The sequence below is a fragment of the Streptomyces sp. NPDC026659 genome, assembly GCF_040638245.1.
Taxonomy (GTDB): Bacteria; Actinomycetota; Actinomycetes; order Streptomycetales; family Streptomycetaceae; genus Streptomyces.
In genome coordinates this window covers 32,325-49,310 of sequence record NZ_JBEZXY010000002.1, presented here as the reverse complement: position 1 = coordinate 49,310, position 16,986 = coordinate 32,325, and the positions used below count along the sequence as shown (strand labels likewise).

The following is a 16,986-nucleotide window of genomic DNA, read 5'->3' as shown; positions in this document are numbered from 1 at the left end:
TTCAGGCAGGCCCGGTCGTCAGCGCCGTACCGAGCGGTGTGCGCGCGTACAGCACCTGGTGGCCGTGCCGGGTCGCGGTGAGCAGGCCCGCCTCCTTCAGGACCGTCAGATGGTCCGAGACCGAGGAGGGAGCGAGGCCGAGCCGGTGGGCCAGGGCCGTGGTCGTCGCGGGTTCGCCGAGCGCGGTCAGGACGGCCGCGCGGTTGCGCCCGAGGAGCCGTACCAGCGCCTGCGGGGTCCGCCCGGCGGGCTCGGTCCACAGATCGCCGATGCCCCGCGCCGGATACACCAGCATCGGCTGCCAGGGCGCCTCGAAACCGGTGATCACGTCCGGCCAGCAGAACACGCTCGGCATCAGCAGCAGACCCCGGCCGCCCAACTCGCGCGCGTACCGCCCGTGCGGCAGCGTCAGCGTCCGCCCGTCCCAGGACAGCCGTCCGTCCAGCTCCGGCAGCAGCGCGCCCAGGCCCACCTCGGCCAGCCTGCGCGAATGGAAGGCCACGTCCGCCTCCAGGAGCGCCCGCAGCCGGGGCCACTCCGGCGCCACCAGCACCCGCCAGGCCGCCTCCAGCAGGTCCGCCAGCTCCCGCACCATCCGCGCCGGGTCCGCGAGCCACGCCCGGCCGCGCGCCGACTCCAGGGCCCCCGGCGTACAGGCCAGCGAACGCGCCGTCTCCGCCCGCGCCACCTCCGGATCGGCCGCCCGCACCGCCGCGATCTCGTCCGCGAAGGACGTCAGCGGCCCGAGCGGCGGGGGACAGAGCCAGTCCGGCGAACTGCCCCGGCGCGGCATCAGCAGCCACAGCGGCGCCAGATCGAGCCCGCCCGCCGCCGCGCGCACGCGCCGCAGCCAGGGCCCGTGATAGCCGTGCCGGTCCGGCCGCCGCAGCGTCCGCACCGCGTCCTGCGTCTCCCACAACGGCGAGATCGCGAACCGGCAGCGCAGGAAGTCCTCCTCGCCGAAGCGGAGCTGCGAGGGCACGACACCTCCGTCACTGTGGAGCGCGCGCGTTCATGGAGCGCGATGCGGCCGGACGACCGACAGGAAGCGACTGGACGACCGACAGGGAATCGGCCGGACCACCGACAGGATTCGGCTGGAGCCGAAACTCTACGGCCCGCCGCCCCCGCCCCGGCACCCTGCCCGTCATGTCCGCACCACCCCAGAACACGACGCTCCAAGCCGACGAGCCCGCCCGCGCCGGATACCGCGGCGTCCTGGCCGTCCGCGAGTTCCGCGCGGTCTTCGCCGCCCACGTCCTCTCCCTGCTCGGCGTGATCGTCAGCGAGATCGCCCTCTCCGTCCTCGTCTACGACCTCACCGGCTCCCCGCTGATGAGCGCCCTCGTCTTCGCGCTCGGCTTCCTGCCCTACGCCGTCGGCGGCGCCCTCCTCGCCCCGGTCGCCGACCGCTTCCCGGCCCGGCGCGTCCTGGTGACCTGCGACCTGGTGTGCGCCGTGTGCGTGGCCGCCATGGTCGTGCCGGGCGCGGGCGTCGGCGTCCTGCTCGTGCTGCGCTGCTGCCTCGCCGTCGTCGCGCCCGTCTTCAGCGGCACCCGCATGGCCACTCTCGCGGACGTGCTCGGCGACGGCGAACCGTTCGTGCTCGGCCGCTCCCTGCTGCGGATCGTTTCCCAGAGCGCGCTTCTCACCGGCTACGGCCTCGGCGGCCTCCTGCTGACCGTGACGGCCCCCCGCCACGCCCTGCTCGTCACGGTGGCCACCTTCCTCGCCTCCGCCCTGCTGCTGCGCCTCGGCACCCGCCACCGCCCGGCCCGGGTCCGCGACCGCGCACAGGACACCGGGAACGGACTCCGCGCCCTCTTCGCGCACCCGCGCGTGCGCGTGCTGCTCCTCGTCTTCTGGGTGCCCTCGTTGTTCGGCGTCGTCCCCGAGGCGCTGGCCGCGCCCTACGCCCACGACCTCGGCGCGGGCTCCCCGGGCCTCGGCCTGCTGATGTGCGCGCTGCCGGTGGGCACGGTGGCCGGCGAACTGTACGCCGGAGCCCGGCTCGGCGCGGCCACCCGCGAGCGGATCGTGCTGCCGCTGCTCTGTCTGACCCTGCTGCCCTACATCGCCTACGCCCTGCGGCCCGACCTGGGGTTCTCGCTGCTGCTCCTGGTGCTCGCGGGCGCGGGCTCGGCGTACACCCTCGGCCTCGACCAGTGGTTCGTCCGCGCGGTGCCCGAGGAGCTGCGCGGCCGGGCCATGACCGTGCTCCACGCCGGGCTGATGACCGTCCAGGGCGCCGGAATGGCCCTCGCGGGGGTCGCCGCCGAGGTCACGGGCGTGCGCGCGGCCGTCGCGGGGGCCGGGGTGCTGGGCGCGCTGTGCTGCGCCGGGCTCGCGGTGGCCTGCCGGGCGACCGAAAGGCGAGACGGGGCTGACCGGCATATGACCGGCCGGTAGTGTCTGATGACGTGCCCAAGCCTCTCGGACTCCCCTTCGACCCCATCGCCCGCGCCGACGAACTCTGGAAGCAGCGCTGGGGCAGCGTGCCCTCCATGGCCGCGATCACCTCGATCATGCGGGCCCAGCAGATCCTGCTCGGCGAGGTCGACGCGGTGGTCAAGCCGTACGGACTGACCTTCGCGCGGTACGAGGCACTGGTGCTGCTCACCTTCTCCAAGGCGGGCGAGCTGCCGATGTCCAAGATCGGCGAGCGGCTCATGGTGCACCCGACGTCCGTGACGAACACGGTGGACCGGCTGGTCAGGTCGGGTCTGGTGGCCAAGCGCCCCAACCCGAACGACGGCCGCGGCACCCTCGCCGTCATCACCGACAAGGGCCGCGAGGTGGTCGACGCGGCCACCCGCGACCTGATGGCGATGGACTTCGGGCTCGGCGCGTACGACGCGGAGGAGTGCGGGGAGATCTTCGCGCTGCTGCGGCCACTGAGGGTCTCGGCGCACGACTTCGAAGAGGACTGACCGGCGCGTACGGGGGAGTGACCTGGGCCGATACGGCAGGGCGGACCCGGGGCAAGATCTCCCGGAACGGGTGGTTACGCTCGACGGCATGAAAAAGAGCGTGCTGACCCGCTACCGAGCCCTCGCCTACATCACCGGCGTGCTCCTCGTGCTCCTGTGCCTGGGCATGATCGCGAAGTACGCGTTCCACCTGGACGGCGCCCAGGACTTCACCCGTGTCGTCGCCATCGCGCACGGCTGGCTGTACGTCGTCTACCTGGTCTTCGCCTTCGACCTGGGCTCCAAGGCGAAGTGGCCGGTCGGCAAGCAGCTGTGGGTGCTCCTGGCCGGGACCATCCCGACCGCCGCCTTCTTCGTCGAGCGGAAGATCAGCCGCGAGCTGGAGTCCAAGGTCCAGGGCGCCGCTCCCGCCCCGGTCAAGGTCTGATTCGTACCGCCGTACGAGTGTCGTACGGCGGTCCCCCATCGACATTTACTAGGACGTCCAAGTAAATTCGAGGGTATGGACGCTCACGCGATCGACGAAGGCCGCCGCCGCTGGCAGGCCCGGTACGACGCCGCGCGCAAGCGCGACGCAGACTTCACCACACTCTCGGGCGATCCGGTCGAGCCGGTGTACGGCCCCCGCCCCGGGGATGTGTACGACGGCTTCGAGCGGATCGGCTGGCCCGGTGAGTACCCCTTCACGCGCGGGCTCCATCCGACCGGCTACCGGGGCCGCACCTGGACGATCCGCCAGTTCGCCGGCTTCGGCAACGCGGAGCAGACCAACGAGCGGTACAAGATGATCCTGGCCGCGGGCGGCGGCGGCCTGTCCGTCGCCTTCGACATGCCGACGCTGATGGGCCGCGACTCCGACGACCCGCGCTCGCTCGGCGAGGTCGGCCACTGCGGTGTGGCCATCGACTCGGCGGCCGACATGGAGGTCCTCTTCAAGGACATCCCGCTCGGCGACGTCACCACGTCGATGACGATCAGCGGCCCCGCCGTGCCCGTCTTCTGCATGTACCTGGTCGCCGCCGAGCGGCAGGGCGTCGACCCCGCGATCCTCAACGGCACGCTCCAGACCGACATATTCAAGGAGTACATCGCGCAGAAGGAGTGGCTCTTCCAGCCCGAGCCGCATCTGCGCCTGATCGGCGACCTGATGGAGCACTGCGCGGCGGGCATCCCGGCGTACAAGCCGCTGTCGGTCTCCGGCTACCACATCCGCGAGGCCGGGGCGACGGCCGCGCAGGAGCTGGCGTACACCCTCGCGGACGGCTTCGGCTACGTGGAGCTGGGCCTCTCGCGCGGCCTCGACGTGGACGTGTTCGCGCCCGGCCTCAGTTTCTTCTTCGACGCGCACCTGGACTTCTTCGAGGAGATCGCCAAGTTCCGCGCCGCGCGCCGCATCTGGGCCCGCTGGATGCGGGACGTGTACGGCGCGCAGACCGACAAGGCGCAGTGGCTGCGCTTCCACACCCAGACCGCCGGGGTCTCGCTGACCGCGCAGCAGCCGTACAACAACGTGGTGCGCACGGCCGTGGAGGCGCTGGCCGCGGTGCTCGGCGGGACCAACTCGCTGCACACCAACGCCCTGGACGAGACCCTCGCGCTGCCGAGCGAGCAGGCCGCCGAGATCGCGCTGCGCACCCAGCAGGTGCTGATGGAGGAGACCGGCGTCGCCAACGTGGCCGACCCGCTGGGCGGTTCGTGGTTCGTCGAGCAGCTCACCGACCGGATCGAGGCGGACGCGGAGAAGATCTTCGAGCAGATCAAGGAGCGGGGCCTGCGGGCGCACCCGGACGGGAAGCACCCGATCGGCCCGATCACCTCGGGCATCCTGCGCGGGATCGAGGACGGCTGGTTCACCGGCGAGATCGCGGAGTCCGCCTTCCGCTACCAGCAGGCGCTGGAGAAGGGGGAGAAGCGGGTCGTCGGCGTCAACGCCCATACCGGTTCGGTCACCGGGGACCTGGAGATCCTGCGGGTCAGCCACGAGGTGGAGCGCGAGCAGGTCAGGATGCTGGCCGAGCGGAAGTCCGGGCGCGACGAGGCCCGCGTGAAGACCTCCCTGGACGCCATGCTGGCCGCCGCGCGCGACGGCTCCAACATGATCGCCCCGATGCTGGAGGCGGTCCGCGCGGAGGCGACCCTGGGCGAGATCTGCGGGGTGCTGCGGGACGAGTGGGGGATCTACACGGAGCCCGCCGGGTTCTGAGCGCCCCCAAAGCGCGACGGGGCCCGCCGGGACGGCTGTCCGTCCCGGCGGGCCCCCGCGCTGTCGCGCGCTACTCCGTCGGTGCTTCCGCGCTTCCTCAGAACTCCTGCACGAAGTACGGCTCGACGGTCATCCAGCCGTTGCCCCGGGCGCCGTAGTAGGTGCCGTTGTAGTTCTGCGCCAGGGTGTACCAGGAGTCGACGTAGTCGGGGTCGTCGGTCCACCAGGAGGTGGGGATGGCGTTCAGGATCGCGTCCACCAGGGGGATGTAGGCGCCCTGGTCGGTGATGGTGAGCAGCGCGCCCGCGATGGCGACGGCGAGGTCGTGGTAGTTGGTGTCGCCGTCGTCCTCCATCATCACGGCGTCGGCGAGGTTGTACTTGTAGTTCGACCAGTTCACGAGGATCTGGTTGGGCCGGTAGACCGTGCCGTCGTAGTCGAGGTAGGGCATGTCGACCGGGTCGACGCGGACCTTGCCGTCCTGGCCGAAGCCGGAGACCAGGGTGTAGATCTCGGCGGCGCCCTTGACCCAGGGCTCCTCGTCGTCGGACAGCTCGACGGCGTCGATCTTCGTGGTCCAGAAGCCGCCCGAGGCCGCGGCGGCGGACCGCCCCGAGGTCGCGGTGTTCGCGGCGGTGTTCACGGCACCGGGCGCGTCGGAGCGCACCCCGCTCTTCGCCAGTTCGTCACGGAGTACGTCGAGTCCGGCCGCGAGCGCCTTGGAGCCGTCGATGTCGACGACGTACACCGGGTGGTCCGGGGCCGTGCGGGCGTCCAGGGTGTGGGCGTTGCCCCGGCTGTCGTAGGCGGTGACCGCCGTGGCGTCGTCGTCGGAGACGGCCGCGGCGACCCAGGGGGTGGTGCCGTCGGCCAGCGCGGCGCGCATGGAGCTCGCGCCGAGCCGGAGTTGGAGCAGGGAGCCGACCTTGCCGTTCAGGCCCTTGGCGTCCGCGATGGCGTGGTCGGCGGCGGCGAGGTCGGACCCGAGGGCGGGGTCGGCCCGGGCGGCGAGCGGGGTGACGGCGACGTCCGAGGACGTGAGGACGGCCGTGCTCAGACGGGTGCGCCAGGACTGGTCGCCGAGCGAGCGGGCGATGGCCCGGGCGGCGCGGTCCTGGGCGCCGGCGACCTTCTGGGCGGTGGCGGAGTGGGCGGGGGTGGGGGTGGCGGGCGCTGCCGTGGCCGAGGGGGCGGTGATGAGGGCCTGGGCGGCGGCGAGGGCGAGCAGGGTGGCCGCGGTGACGGTCTGGGCGGCGCGGCGACGGGACTGACGGGGTCTCACGGGGATCGATCCCTCCGGATGCGAGTGGCCAGGTGGGGGAGTGACGCACTGTCAGGGGGGTGGTGCCGGGACGACTGCCGGACGGGAGTCCGGATGAGGTTCTATGCGAGTAGAACTCGCAGCCCATGGTGACCTGAACATGTCACGCCCGCAAGACCTTCACACCGTCAACGCCTCGTGAGGACAGGGGAGTTCAGCCCTCGGCGGCCGTGAGCCCCCCGAGCAGTACCGCGATGAAACGCCGTACCCACTCGGTGTCCGCCGGTTCCGCGCTCACCAGCATCCGGTGCACGACCGTGCCCGCCACGATGTCGAAGATGAGGTCCACGGCGCGGCACGCCGCCTCCGGGTCGGACTCCGGCGGGATCTCGCCGCGCTCCTGTGCCCGCTCGCGGCCCGTCACGACCAGGTGTTTCTGGCGCTCGACGATGGAGTGGCGGATGCGCTCGCGCAGGGCGTCGTCCCGGCCCGCCTCCGCGACCACCGCGATCAGGCCGCTCCGCGCCTCCGGGCGGCCGAGGATGGCCGCGAACTGGAGGACCACGCCCTCGATGTCGTCGGCGAGGCTGCCCCGGTCGGGCACCTCCAGCTCGTTGAACAACTCGGCGATCGCGTCGACCACCAGCTCGCTCTTGCCGGACCAGCGGCGGTACAGCGTCGTCTTCGCAACCCCGGCGCGCGTCGCCACGTCTCCCAGGGTGAGCCCGGACCAGCCCAGTTCCACCAGTGCCTCCCGGGTGGCGGCCAGGATCGCGGCGTCCGCGGCGGCGCTGCGCGGTCGGCCCGTACGGGCTGCTGGGGTGCGGCTCTGCATGTCCCCGACCATAACCGGCCACCTCCGGGCGGTCGTGAGGGAGATCACCGGAAAAGGCTGTCGCCGGAACCCCTTCTGCCATTACGCTACGACCCGTAGCGAAAGCTCGCGATGGACGTACGCGGGCGACGGCCACCGGCGCGGGGTGGGGACCTCGGCGCCGGCCGACATCGCTTTTTTCCTTCATGCGCGGGAACGGGGGAGGATAGACCCATGCAGCCACGGAACATGTCCATGAGCGGCGTCGTCGACCTCGCCGCGGTGAAGGCGGCCCAGGAGGCCAAGGCCAAGGCGGAGCAGGCGCGCGCCGATTCCGCCCGGCGCGGCGGCGCGGGGGCGATCTCCCCGGCCGATCTCGTCGTCGACGTCAACGAGGCGGACTTCGAGACCGAAGTCCTCCAGCGCTCCGCCGAAGTCCCGGTCGTCATCGACTTCTGGGCCGAGTGGTGTCAGCCCTGCAAGCAGCTGAGCCCGGTCCTGGAGCGGCTGGCCGTCGAGTACGACGGCCGCTTCCTGCTGGCCAAGATCGACGTGGACGCCAACCAGATGCTGATGCAGCAGTTCGGCGTCCAGGGGATCCCGGCGGTCTTCGCCGTGGTCGCGGGCCAGGCGCTGCCCCTCTTCCAGGGTGCCGCCGGTGAGCAGCAGATCCGCGAGACGCTGGACCAGTTGATCCAGGTCGCCGAGCAGCGTTTCGGGCTGACCGGTCTGACCGTGGACCCGGACGCGCAGCCGGGCGCCGCCCCGGCCGAGGAGCCGGAGGGGCCGTACGACGCGCTCCTGGAGGCGGCCGTGCGGGCGCTGGACGAGGGCGATCTGGGCGGTGCCGTCCAGGCGTACAAGAACGTACTCGCCGACGACCCGGCGAACACAGAGGCGAAACTCGGCCTGGGTCAGGCGGAGTTGCTCCAGCGCGTGCAGGGTATGGATCCGCTGAAGGTGCGCCGGGACGCCGCCGAGAAGCAGGCCGACGTCGAGGCGCAGATCGCGGCCGCCGACCTGGATCTGGTGGGTGGTCACGTGGAGGACGCCCTCGGGCGCCTCATCGAGACCGTCGCCCGCACGGCCGGTGACGACCGGGACGCGGCGCGGCGCAGGCTGCTGGAGCTGTTCGAGGTCGTGGGTGTGGAGGACCCGAGAGTGGTGGCGGCCCGTCGGGCGCTTGCGCGGGCGCTGTTCTGACGGTCCGTCGGCTTGTGGCGCGGCGGTGAAGGAATGGCCGATGTGGCGTGGGAGCCGCCGCGCTTTACCAAATCTTGGTAATCGGTTCAGCTGTTACTCCGAGTAAATCAAGGTCGTTGGTCTGTCCGGCTTCGCCCGGGGATCAACGACTTTGTTCTGCCCAGTGTTGGCACCGTGCGTCGCCCTTTGAGACCACTGAGTCGTCTTTCGGTTATCCCGCCGTTACTAGGCAGTAACGAAGCCCCTTGTGCGGGCGGCGAGAATGCACCACGATCGGCCACGCTCGGTCCATTTCCGTTACCCCGGCACCCGGCCGGGTCACGGCGAATGTGTCCCCACCGGGCAGAACCGGCGGCAGTGGCGCCGGTTCTGGGACAGGGGGGTCTTCGCCACTGCGGCGAAGCCTGTCCAGAAGGTTGTGCGTGATGTGTGTCAGGCGCGACCAGTGGTTGTCGCTCGGGGGTGAACGCCGGTTGTCCGGGCGCGTCTCGCGCCGTCGGGCGCGGGCGCTCTCCTTCCCGAGGACGTAGCACTTCTCCCATCCCTGTCCGGTCGCAACCCCCCTGGGGCGGTCCGGACCAGGAGATGTACGTCCGAGAAGGAGGAAATATGGAGTCCCAGGTGCGTGGCGGGACCAGATGGAAGCGGTTCGCTGTGGTCATGGTGCCCAGCGTCGCCGCAGCGGCATGTGTGGGTGTCGGTCTGGCGCAGGGTGCCCTCGCGGCGTCCTTCAGCGTTTCCGGCCAGTCGTTCAAGGTCAGGGCCGAACACCTGCACGGTGAGGGCTTCGCCCAGTACGGCGGTATCGACAGCGGTTACGCGACGACCGAGGGCGACGACAAGAAGAGGACGGTTCACCCCGTCGCCATCTCGTCGTTCGACAGCGCGACCATCACCAAGATGTGCCAGTCGGTCGCCACCGACGTTCCGCTCATAGGCAAGACGGTCTACCTCCGTCTCGACGCCGGTCCGAGCGAGAAGAAGCAGGTCGAGGCCACCAACCTCTACATCGACGTCGCCCAGCTCGACGCCGACGCGGAGTTCAAGAACATCGACATCGGCGTCGCGCTGAAGGACAAGTCGCGCGGCCCGGCGGTCAAGGACACGGCGAGCACGCTGCCGGGCGGCTTCGCCCAGCAGGCCGAGTCGGCCGACCTCTACGACGTGAAGCAGACGGCGTGGGCGACCACCGCCGGCACGTTCAAGCTGAGCGGTCTGTCGATGAAGCTCGGCTTCGACAAGGGCCTGGAGTGCTACTGACGGCTCCGGTCACCGGGTGACCCGGGACGGCCGAGCCGTCCCGGGAGTCCGCGTCAGGGGCGGGGGAGCCGCTGCTTTCCCGCCCCGGGCACCCGGCCCGACCCCGCGTCGGGCCCCCCATCGACTCAACATTCTCCGGCTTCTCGGCGCGACGGCCGAGCCGGTACGTACGTCCACTGGACCCAGGGAGCTGTTTTCCATGAGTGCCGAGACTCCGGTCCAGAGCGCCGGGAACTTCGCCCGGCTGCGTCTGCGATTCCATGACTGGCGGGGCACCCGGCCATTCTGGGCAGGCCTGTTCACCCTGCTCGGCGGGGTGCCGATCGCCTACTTCCCCTATGCCACGTTCAAGCTCGGCACCATGTCGATCGCGATGTCGACCACCGCGGGTGCCGGATCGCTGATCATCGGGGCCCTCTTGATCACGCTGGGTCTGACCATGTGGTTCCAGTCGGCCACCCGGATCTTCGCCGGAGTCGCGGCGATCATCCTGGCCCTGGTGTCCCTGGTGGTCTCCAACATCGGCGGCTTCATCGTGGGCTTCCTGCTCGCGCTGGTCGGCGGCGCCCTCGCCCTCTCCTGGGCACCGACCGGGAAGCCGGCCAAGGCAGCGGCGGCCACGGGCGCCGTACAGCCGGCTCCCGCCACCGACGACGGCTACCCGGCCGCACCGGGCGCCCCCACCGTCCCCGCCCAGCCGCAGCCGGCGTACGACACCCCCGTGGAGCACACGGCCGACGGCGCCACGGACGGCGAGCGGGCCGAGAAGCCCAACGGGGGGTCCCGTGTCGGCTGACCAGGCGCGCGGTCAGGACCAGACGGCCATCACCTCCTCCTCGGAGAGAACGGGGCCGCGTCACGCGGCGCCGAGAAAGCCGCTGTTCACCCGGCTCCACATGCCGGCCGGCAAGGCGATAGCCTCCGTGGCGATGCCGACGGCCGTCATCATGGGCATGGGCTTCACGTCCACGCTCGCCATCGCCGACAGCACCGGCACCAGCCCCGCGTCCAACAGCCAGAAGGCGGCGGACTACAAGGACTGCGTGAGCGCGCTGGACGGCTCGGACGCCTCCCCGTCGGCGAGCGCGTCGGCCACGCCTTCCGCGACCGCGACACCTTCCGCGACGGACTCCTCGAAGGACTCCCCGGACTCCTCAGGCACTTCGGGCTCCGACGGTTCCCCGAGTTCCAAGGGGTCGGATTCCAAGGGCTCTTCGGACACGCAGGGCGGTACGGACAAGGCCTCTTCGCCGGATTCAGGTTCCGACGGCAAGGCCGCCGCGCTCCCGAGCGCCCCGAAGGGCGACGCGCAGTCGACCCCGGCCGCCGAGACGCCCGCCGCCACCCCGGCCCCGTCCAAGAGCGCCGACGGCGGTCTGCTCGGCTCCCTCGGCGACGCGATCGGGGACGTCCTCTCCGGCGGCAAGCAGGCGGTCGGGGCCACGACCCCGGCGCCCGCCGCGTCGTCGACCGCGCCCGCTCCGGCCCCTTCGGCCACGTCCGCTCCGGCGGCCGGTACGGACAAGGCCGGTACGGACAAGAGCGACACGGACAAGGCCGGTACGAGCGGTGGCGCCGCGACCACCAAGAAGGCGCCGCGCGCGGTCCAGGACACCCCGGAGAAGGACGCCGCCGCTGCCACGCCGTCCGCCACGCGGAGCCCGTCCGCCGCCCCCTCCACGAGTGCCTCGCCCGACCCCTCCGCGAGCGACTCGGCCGCGCCGGAGGACTGTCTCAAGGCCACCGACGACAAGGGGGGCGTGGACAACAAGCTGGAGGTGGCGAACGACCCCTGGTACCTGAACGCCAGCTCCCTGCTGCTCAAGGGCGCCGACTACAAGGGCATCGTCGAGGTCCGCACGGCCGACGGCACCACCAAGAAGGTGCTGAAGTACGTCATCTCCGGCGGCACCGACATCGGCGACCTGCACCAGACCGTGAAGGACAAGCAGGCGGGCAAGACCTACCACGTCCAGGCGGCCAAGGGCTCGATGTCCACCATCACCGGCGGCGACACGGTGATGTACACCGAGAGCATCTCCGGCAACCTCTTCGGCCTGATCCCGGTGACCTTCAGCCCCGACAGCCCGCCCCCGCTGAACATCCCGCTGATCTACTTCACCGACGCCAAGGTGACCCAGGCGGGCCAGTTCGGCGGCAACCTCCACATCCCCGGCATGCAGGTCTACACCACGGACTGACCCCCAGCGCCATTCCGGGAGCCGCAAAAACGTGGCCCGGTTCCCCTCACCGGGGGGACCGGGCCACGTGCGTGGGTCACTCCTCGGGTGAGCGGTTCCGGCGTCCGTTCAACGCCGAGGGCGCCCCCTGTCGCAGGGAGCGCCCTCGGTGATGCGTGAATCCTCGGAGAGGAGACGTCAGTTGGCGTCTCCGCCGCCCACGTGGTGCACCCGGACCATGTTGGTGGTGCCGGGGACGCCGGGGGGCGAGCCCGCGGTGATGATGACCGTGTCGCCCGCGCTGAAGCGGTTGAGACCGGCCAGCTCCTGGTCGACCATGTCGACCATCTCGTCCGTGGAGTTCACGAACGGGACGACGTGCGACTCGACGCCCCAGCTGAGGGTCAGCTGGTTGCGGGTGCCCTCGTCGGTGGTGAAGGCGAGGATCGGCTGGGCGGCGCGGTAGCGCGAGAGGCGGCGGGCGGTGTCGCCGGACTTGGTGAAGGCGATCAGGCCCTTGGCACCGAGGAAGTCGGCGATCTCGCAGGCCGCGCGGGCGACCGAACCACCCTGCGTGCGCGGCTTCTTGCCCGGCACCAGCGGCTGGAGGCCCTTGGAGAGCAGCTCCTCCTCGGCCGCCTTGACGATCTTCGACATCGTCTTGACGGTCTCGACCGGGTACGCGCCCACGCTCGACTCGGCCGACAGCATGACCGCGTCGGCGCCGTCCAGGATCGCGTTGGCCACGTCGGAGGCCTCGGCGCGGGTCGGCCGCGAGTTGGTGATCATCGACTCCATCATCTGGGTCGCGACGATCACCGGCTTGGCGTTGCGCCGGCACAGCTCGATCAGGCGCTTCTGCACCATCGGGACCTTCTCGAGCGGGTACTCGACGGCGAGGTCACCACGGGCGACCATCACACCGTCGAACGCCATCACGACGTCCTCCATGTTCTCGACCGCCTGCGGCTTCTCCACCTTGGCGATCACCGGAACACGGCGGCCCTCCTCGTCCATCACCTTGTGGACGTCCTGCACGTCCTTGGCGTCACGGACGAAGGACAGCGCGACCATGTCGCAGCCCATGCGGAGGGCGAAGCGCAGGTCCTCGACGTCCTTCTCGGACAGCGCGGGCACGTTGACGGCCGCGCCGGGCAGGTTGATGCCCTTGTGGTCGGAGACCACACCGCCCTCGATGACGATCGTCCGCACCCGCGGGCCCTCGACGTCGACGACCTTCAGCTCGACGTTGCCGTCGTTGATGAGGATCTGGTCGCCGCGCGAGACGTCACCCGGCAGACCCTTGTACGTCGTGCCGCAGATCTGCTTGTCGCCCGGCACGTCCTCGGTCGTGATGACGAACTCGTCACCGCGCTCCAGCTCGACCGGACCCTCGGCGAAGGTCTCCAGGCGGATCTTCGGGCCCTGGAGGTCGGCCAGCACACCGATGGGGCGGCCGGTCTCCTTGGAGGCGGCACGGACGCGGTCGTACCGCGCCTGGTGCTCGGCGTGGCTGCCGTGGCTGAAGTTGAAGCGGGCCACATTCATGCCCGCCTCGATCATGGCGACGAGCATCTCGTGGGAGTCGACCGCGGGGCCGAGAGTACAGACGATTTTCGAACGGCGCATGAGGCGATCCTATCGGTTTGTTTCACTGCGGAATATTCCGGCCGGCGGAGATACAAATGGGCGGACATGCGCTCAGGCGTGTTACTGCGGTGTAATGCTCAGCTGTTCTTTCCGACCAGCGCATAGGTCTGCGTGGCGATCTCCAGTTCCTCGTCGGTCGGCACCACGGCGACGGCCACCCGCGCGGACGCGGGCGAGATCAGCCGGGCCCCGTCGGCCCGTACGGCGTTCAGCTCCTCGTCCACCGCCAGGCCAAGGCCCTCAAGGCCCGCGACGGCCGCCGAGCGCACGGCCGCCGCGTTCTCCCCGACCCCGGCGGTGAACGCCACCGCGTCCACCTGCCCGAGTACGGCGTAATAGGCGCCGATGTACTTCTTGATGCGGTGAATGTAAATGTCGAAGGCGAGGGACGCCTCTTCGTCGCCCTCCTCGATCCGGCGGCGGATCTCCCGCATGTCATTGTCCCCGCACAGTCCGAACAGACCGCTCCTCTTGTTCAGAAGAGTGTCGATCTCGTCCATGGACATTCCGCCGACACGGGCCAAATGGAAGATGACGGCCGGGTCCAGATCACCCGAGCGCGTGCCCATGACCAGACCCTCCAGCGGCGTCAGCCCCATCGAGGTCTCCACGCACCGCCCGCGCTCCACCGCCGACGCCGAGGCGCCGTTGCCCAGGTGCAGCACGATCACGTTGACCTCGTCAGGGGCCTTGCCCAGCAGCTTCGCGGTCTCGCGGGAGACGTAGGCGTGCGAGGTGCCGTGGAAGCCGTAGCGGCGGATGCGGTGCCGGTCGGCGATCTTCGGGTCGATCGCGTAGCGCGCCGCCGACTCCGGCATCGTCGTGTGGAAGGCGGTGTCGAACACGGCGACCTGGGGGAGGTCCGGGCGCAGTGCCTGGGCGGTGCGGATGCCGGTGAGGTTGGCCGGGTTGTGCAGCGGCGCGACCGGGATCAGCCGCTCGATCTCGGTGAGCACCGCCTCGTCGACGACCGTCGGCTCGGTGAAGAACATGCCGCCGTGCACCACCCGGTGCCCGATCGCGGCCAGTTCGGGCGAATCGAGGCCGAGCCCGTCGCGGGCCAGCTCCTCGGCGACCGCCTTGAGCGCGGTGTCGTGGTCCGCGATCGGGCCGTTCTGCTCACGGGTCTCGCCGGTGGCGACCAGGGTGTGGCGCAGCCGCGAGGTCTGCTCGCCGATCCGCTCGACCAGGCCCACCGCGAGCCGGCTGCTGTCCCGCATGTCCAGGAGCTGGTACTTCAGCGAGGACGAGCCGGAGTTGAGGACGAGGACACGGGTGGGGGTCACTGCTCGGAAGCCCTTTCGGTTTCGGCCGACTGCTGGGCCTGGATGGCCGTGATGGCGACTGTTGTCACGATGTCCGGAACCAACGCGCCCCGCGACAGGTCGTTGACCGGCTTGCGCAGCCCCTGGAGGACCGGGCCGACCGCGATGGCGCCCGCGGAGCGCTGCACGGCCTTGTAGGTGTTGTTGCCGGTGTTCAGGTCGGGGAAGATCAGCACGCTGGCCTGGCCCGCGACCTCCGAGCCGGGCAGCTTGGTCGCGGCCACGGCGGCGTCCACGGCCGCGTCGTACTGGATCGGCCCCTCGATCTTCAGGTCGGGGCGCCGCGAGCGCGCCAGCTCGGTCGCCGTGCGCACCTTCTCCACGTCGGCGCCCGAACCGGACGTACCCGTGGAGTACGACAGCATCGCGATCCTCGGCTCCACGCCGAACTGCGCCGCCGTCGCCGCCGACTGCACGGCGATGTCCGCGAGCTGCTCGGCGTCCGGGTCGGGGTTGACCGCGCAGTCGCCGTAGACCAGCACCTTGTCGGCCAGGCACATGAAGAAGACGGACGAGACGATCGAGGAGTCCGGCCTGGTCTTGATGATCTCGAAGGCAGGGCGGATGGTGGCCGCCGTGGAGTGCACCGAGCCGGAGACCATGCCGTCGGCCAGGCCCTCCTGGACCATCAGCGTGCCGAAGTAGTTCACGTCGGTGACCACGTCGTACGCCAGCTCCACGGTGACGCCCTTGTGGGCGCGCAGCGCGGCGTACTTCTCCGCGAAGGAGTCGCGCAGTTCGGAGGTCGCCGGGTCGATCAGCTGACTGTCGCCCAGGTCGATGCCGAGGTCGGCGGCCTTCTTGCGGATCTGGTCCTCGGGGCCGAGCAGCGTGAGGTCGCACACGTCCCGGCGCAGCAGCACCTCGGCCGCGTGCAGCACCCGCTCCTCGGTGCCCTCGGGGAGCACGACCCGGCGCTTGTCGGCGCGGGCCCGCTCCAGGAGCTTGTGCTCGAACATCATCGGCGTGACCCGGTCGCCGCTCGACGCCGAGACCCGGTTCGCCAGGCCCGCGGTGTCGGCGTACCGCTCGAACAGGCCGAGCGCGGTCTCCGCCTTGCGCGGGGTGGCGGCCGTCATCCGGCCTTCCAGCGAGAACAGCTGCTCGGCGGTGGGGAAGCTGGTCCCGGCCACCGAGAGCACCGGAGTGCCGGGGGCGAGGCGGGCGGCCAGGGTGAGGATCTCCTCGCTCGGCACCTCGTTCAGGGTGAGCAGCACACCGGCGATGGGCGGGGTGCCCGCGTTGTGCGCGGCGAGCGCGCCCACGACCAGGTCGGCCCGGTCGCCCGGGGTCACGACCAGGCAGCCGGGGGTCAGGGCGGCGAGGAAGTTGGGCAGCATGGCGCCGCCGAAGACGAAGTCCAGCGCGTCGCGGGCCAGGCCGGAGTCGTCGCCCAGCAGCACCTTGGCGCCGAGGGCGTGCGCGATCTGCGAGACGGTCGGCGCGGACAGGGCGGGCTCGTCGGGCAGCACGTAACAGGGCACGGGCAGCCGGTCGGCCAGGCGCTCGGCGATCTCGTCGCGGTCCTCGCGGGCGACCCGGTTGGCGACCATGGCGAGCACGTCGCAGCCGAGGCCCGCGTAGGCGCGGAAGGCGTTGCGGGTCTCGGCGAGCACGGAGGCGGCGGTCTGCTTGCGGCCGCCCACGACCGGGATCACGGAGGCGCCGAACTCGTTCGCGAGGCGGGCGTTGATCGCCAGTTCGTCGGGCAGCTGGGTGGCGGCGAAGTCGGTGCCGAGGACCAGGACGACGTCGTAGTCGCGGGCCACCCGGTGGAAGCGGTCGACCAGGACGGAGACCAGCTCGTCGGTGCCGCGCTCGGCCTGGAGGGCGGACGCCTCCTCGTAGTCCATGCCGTAGACCGTCGCCGGGTCCTGGGTGAGGCGGTAGCGCGCCCGCAGCAGCTCGAACATCCGGTCCGGCCCGTCGTGCACCAGGGGGCGGAACACCCCGACCCGGTCGACCTGCCGGGTCAGCAGTTCCATGACTCCCAGTTCGACGACCTGGCGGCCGTCGCTCCGGTCGATCCCGGTCACGTACACGCTGCGCGTCACGCGTGCTCTCCGATCCTTGCTCGTACGGCTCCGCCACCTGGGGGATCGCCGTACGCCGGCACAAAAATCGCCCACCGAGGTGAGCACAACCCTCTTGACAATACTC

The 16,986-nt window shown here is 70.9% G+C and carries 14 protein-coding genes; 8 read left to right on the top strand and 6 right to left on the bottom strand.

All coding sequences use genetic code 11. The annotated features are described in order from the left end of the window. Position 1: 1 nt before the first annotated feature. On the bottom strand, positions 2 to 982 hold the full coding sequence (locus tag AB0E91_RS04765; protein ID WP_361775277.1) for a DUF5937 family protein: 981 nt from the start codon (positions 980 to 982) through the stop codon (positions 2 to 4). Positions 983 to 1,149: 167 nt separating this feature from the next. On the opposite strand from AB0E91_RS04765, the gene AB0E91_RS04760 reads away from it, so the two are divergent. The 4 genes from AB0E91_RS04760 (at position 1,150) to AB0E91_RS04745 (ending at position 5,133) form a co-directional block, all read left to right on the top strand. Next, positions 1,150 to 2,409, top strand: coding sequence for an MFS transporter (locus AB0E91_RS04760; RefSeq protein WP_361775274.1), 1,260 nt, complete (start codon positions 1,150 to 1,152; stop codon positions 2,407 to 2,409). Positions 2,410 to 2,420: 11 nt separating this feature from the next. Beyond that, entirely contained in the window at positions 2,421 to 2,930 is a 510-nt protein-coding gene (locus AB0E91_RS04755) for a MarR family transcriptional regulator (protein ID WP_018544555.1), read from the top strand. 88 nt (positions 2,931 to 3,018) lie between these two features. Next, positions 3,019 to 3,357, top strand: coding sequence for a DUF3817 domain-containing protein (locus AB0E91_RS04750; protein WP_361775271.1), 339 nt, complete (start codon positions 3,019 to 3,021; stop codon positions 3,355 to 3,357). Positions 3,358 to 3,432: 75 nt separating this feature from the next. Then, entirely contained in the window at positions 3,433 to 5,133 is a 1,701-nt protein-coding gene (locus AB0E91_RS04745; RefSeq protein ID WP_361775268.1) for a methylmalonyl-CoA mutase family protein, read from the top strand. Between the two features lie 97 nt (positions 5,134 to 5,230). On the opposite strand, the gene AB0E91_RS04740 is transcribed toward AB0E91_RS04745, so the two are convergent. Next, positions 5,231 to 6,415 carry a DUF3103 family protein gene (locus AB0E91_RS04740; RefSeq protein WP_361775265.1) on the bottom strand — a complete coding sequence of 395 codons (1,185 nt, stop codon included), beginning with the start codon at positions 6,413 to 6,415 and terminating at the stop codon, positions 5,231 to 5,233. A 193-nt stretch (positions 6,416 to 6,608) separates the two neighbouring features. After that, a complete protein-coding gene (locus AB0E91_RS04735) occupies positions 6,609 to 7,229 on the bottom strand; it encodes a TetR/AcrR family transcriptional regulator (RefSeq protein ID WP_361775261.1) in 621 nt (206 codons plus the stop codon). A gap of 213 nt (positions 7,230 to 7,442) precedes the next feature. Here AB0E91_RS04735 and AB0E91_RS04730 point away from each other — a divergent pair, with 213 nt between their 5' ends. The 4 genes from AB0E91_RS04730 (at position 7,443) to AB0E91_RS04715 (ending at position 11,872) form a co-directional block, all read left to right on the top strand. Continuing rightward, the gene (locus tag AB0E91_RS04730) at positions 7,443 to 8,411 is read left to right on the top strand and encodes a tetratricopeptide repeat protein (RefSeq protein ID WP_361775258.1); all 969 of its coding nucleotides are present in this window, start codon (positions 7,443 to 7,445) and stop codon (positions 8,409 to 8,411) included. Positions 8,412 to 9,020: 609 nt separating this feature from the next. After that, positions 9,021 to 9,671: a DUF6230 family protein gene (locus AB0E91_RS04725; RefSeq protein WP_361775255.1), complete on the top strand. Its 651-nt coding sequence runs from the start codon at positions 9,021 to 9,023 to the stop codon at positions 9,669 to 9,671. 199 nt (positions 9,672 to 9,870) lie between these two features. After that, a complete protein-coding gene (locus AB0E91_RS04720) occupies positions 9,871 to 10,467 on the top strand; it encodes a DUF6114 domain-containing protein (protein ID WP_361775252.1) in 597 nt (198 codons plus the stop codon). Between the two features lie 100 nt (positions 10,468 to 10,567). Next, positions 10,568 to 11,872: a hypothetical protein gene (locus AB0E91_RS04715; RefSeq protein ID WP_361777255.1), complete on the top strand. Its 1,305-nt coding sequence runs from the start codon at positions 10,568 to 10,570 to the stop codon at positions 11,870 to 11,872. 177 nt (positions 11,873 to 12,049) lie between these two features. On the opposite strand, the gene pyk is transcribed toward AB0E91_RS04715, so the two are convergent. From pyk to pta, 3 genes are all read right to left on the bottom strand, one after another. After that, a complete protein-coding gene (gene pyk / locus AB0E91_RS04710) occupies positions 12,050 to 13,480 on the bottom strand; it encodes a pyruvate kinase (RefSeq protein ID WP_361775249.1) in 1,431 nt (476 codons plus the stop codon). Between the two features lie 98 nt (positions 13,481 to 13,578). Next, positions 13,579 to 14,787: an acetate kinase gene (locus tag AB0E91_RS04705; protein WP_361775246.1), complete on the bottom strand. Its 1,209-nt coding sequence runs from the start codon at positions 14,785 to 14,787 to the stop codon at positions 13,579 to 13,581. Then, positions 14,784 to 16,880, bottom strand: a complete 2,097-nt coding sequence (gene pta / locus AB0E91_RS04700; protein ID WP_361775243.1) for a phosphate acetyltransferase — start codon at positions 16,878 to 16,880, stop codon at positions 14,784 to 14,786. Before pta ends, AB0E91_RS04705 begins: the two co-directional genes overlap by 4 nt. Between the last annotated feature and the right edge of the window lie 106 nt (positions 16,881 to 16,986).

Bases quoted from the DNA above. Each gene is read 5' to 3' on its own strand.
- AB0E91_RS04760 (WP_361775274.1), top strand. From the start codon at position 1,150: ATGTCCGCACCACCCCAGAACACGACGCTCCAAGCCGACGAGCCCGCC.
- AB0E91_RS04730 (WP_361775258.1), top strand. From the start codon at position 7,443: ATGCAGCCACGGAACATGTCCATGAGCGGCGTCGTCGACCTCGCCGCG.
- AB0E91_RS04715 (WP_361777255.1), top strand. From the start codon at position 10,568: ATGCCGGCCGGCAAGGCGATAGCCTCCGTGGCGATGCCGACGGCCGTC.
- AB0E91_RS04720 (WP_361775252.1), top strand. From the start codon at position 9,871: ATGAGTGCCGAGACTCCGGTCCAGAGCGCCGGGAACTTCGCCCGGCTG.
- AB0E91_RS04745 (WP_361775268.1), top strand. From the start codon at position 3,433: ATGGACGCTCACGCGATCGACGAAGGCCGCCGCCGCTGGCAGGCCCGG.
- AB0E91_RS04725 (WP_361775255.1), top strand. From the start codon at position 9,021: ATGGAGTCCCAGGTGCGTGGCGGGACCAGATGGAAGCGGTTCGCTGTG.
- pyk (WP_361775249.1), bottom strand. From the start codon at position 13,480: ATGCGCCGTTCGAAAATCGTCTGTACTCTCGGCCCCGCGGTCGACTCC.
- AB0E91_RS04735 (WP_361775261.1), bottom strand. From the start codon at position 7,229: ATGCAGAGCCGCACCCCAGCAGCCCGTACGGGCCGACCGCGCAGCGCC.
- AB0E91_RS04750 (WP_361775271.1), top strand. From the start codon at position 3,019: ATGAAAAAGAGCGTGCTGACCCGCTACCGAGCCCTCGCCTACATCACC.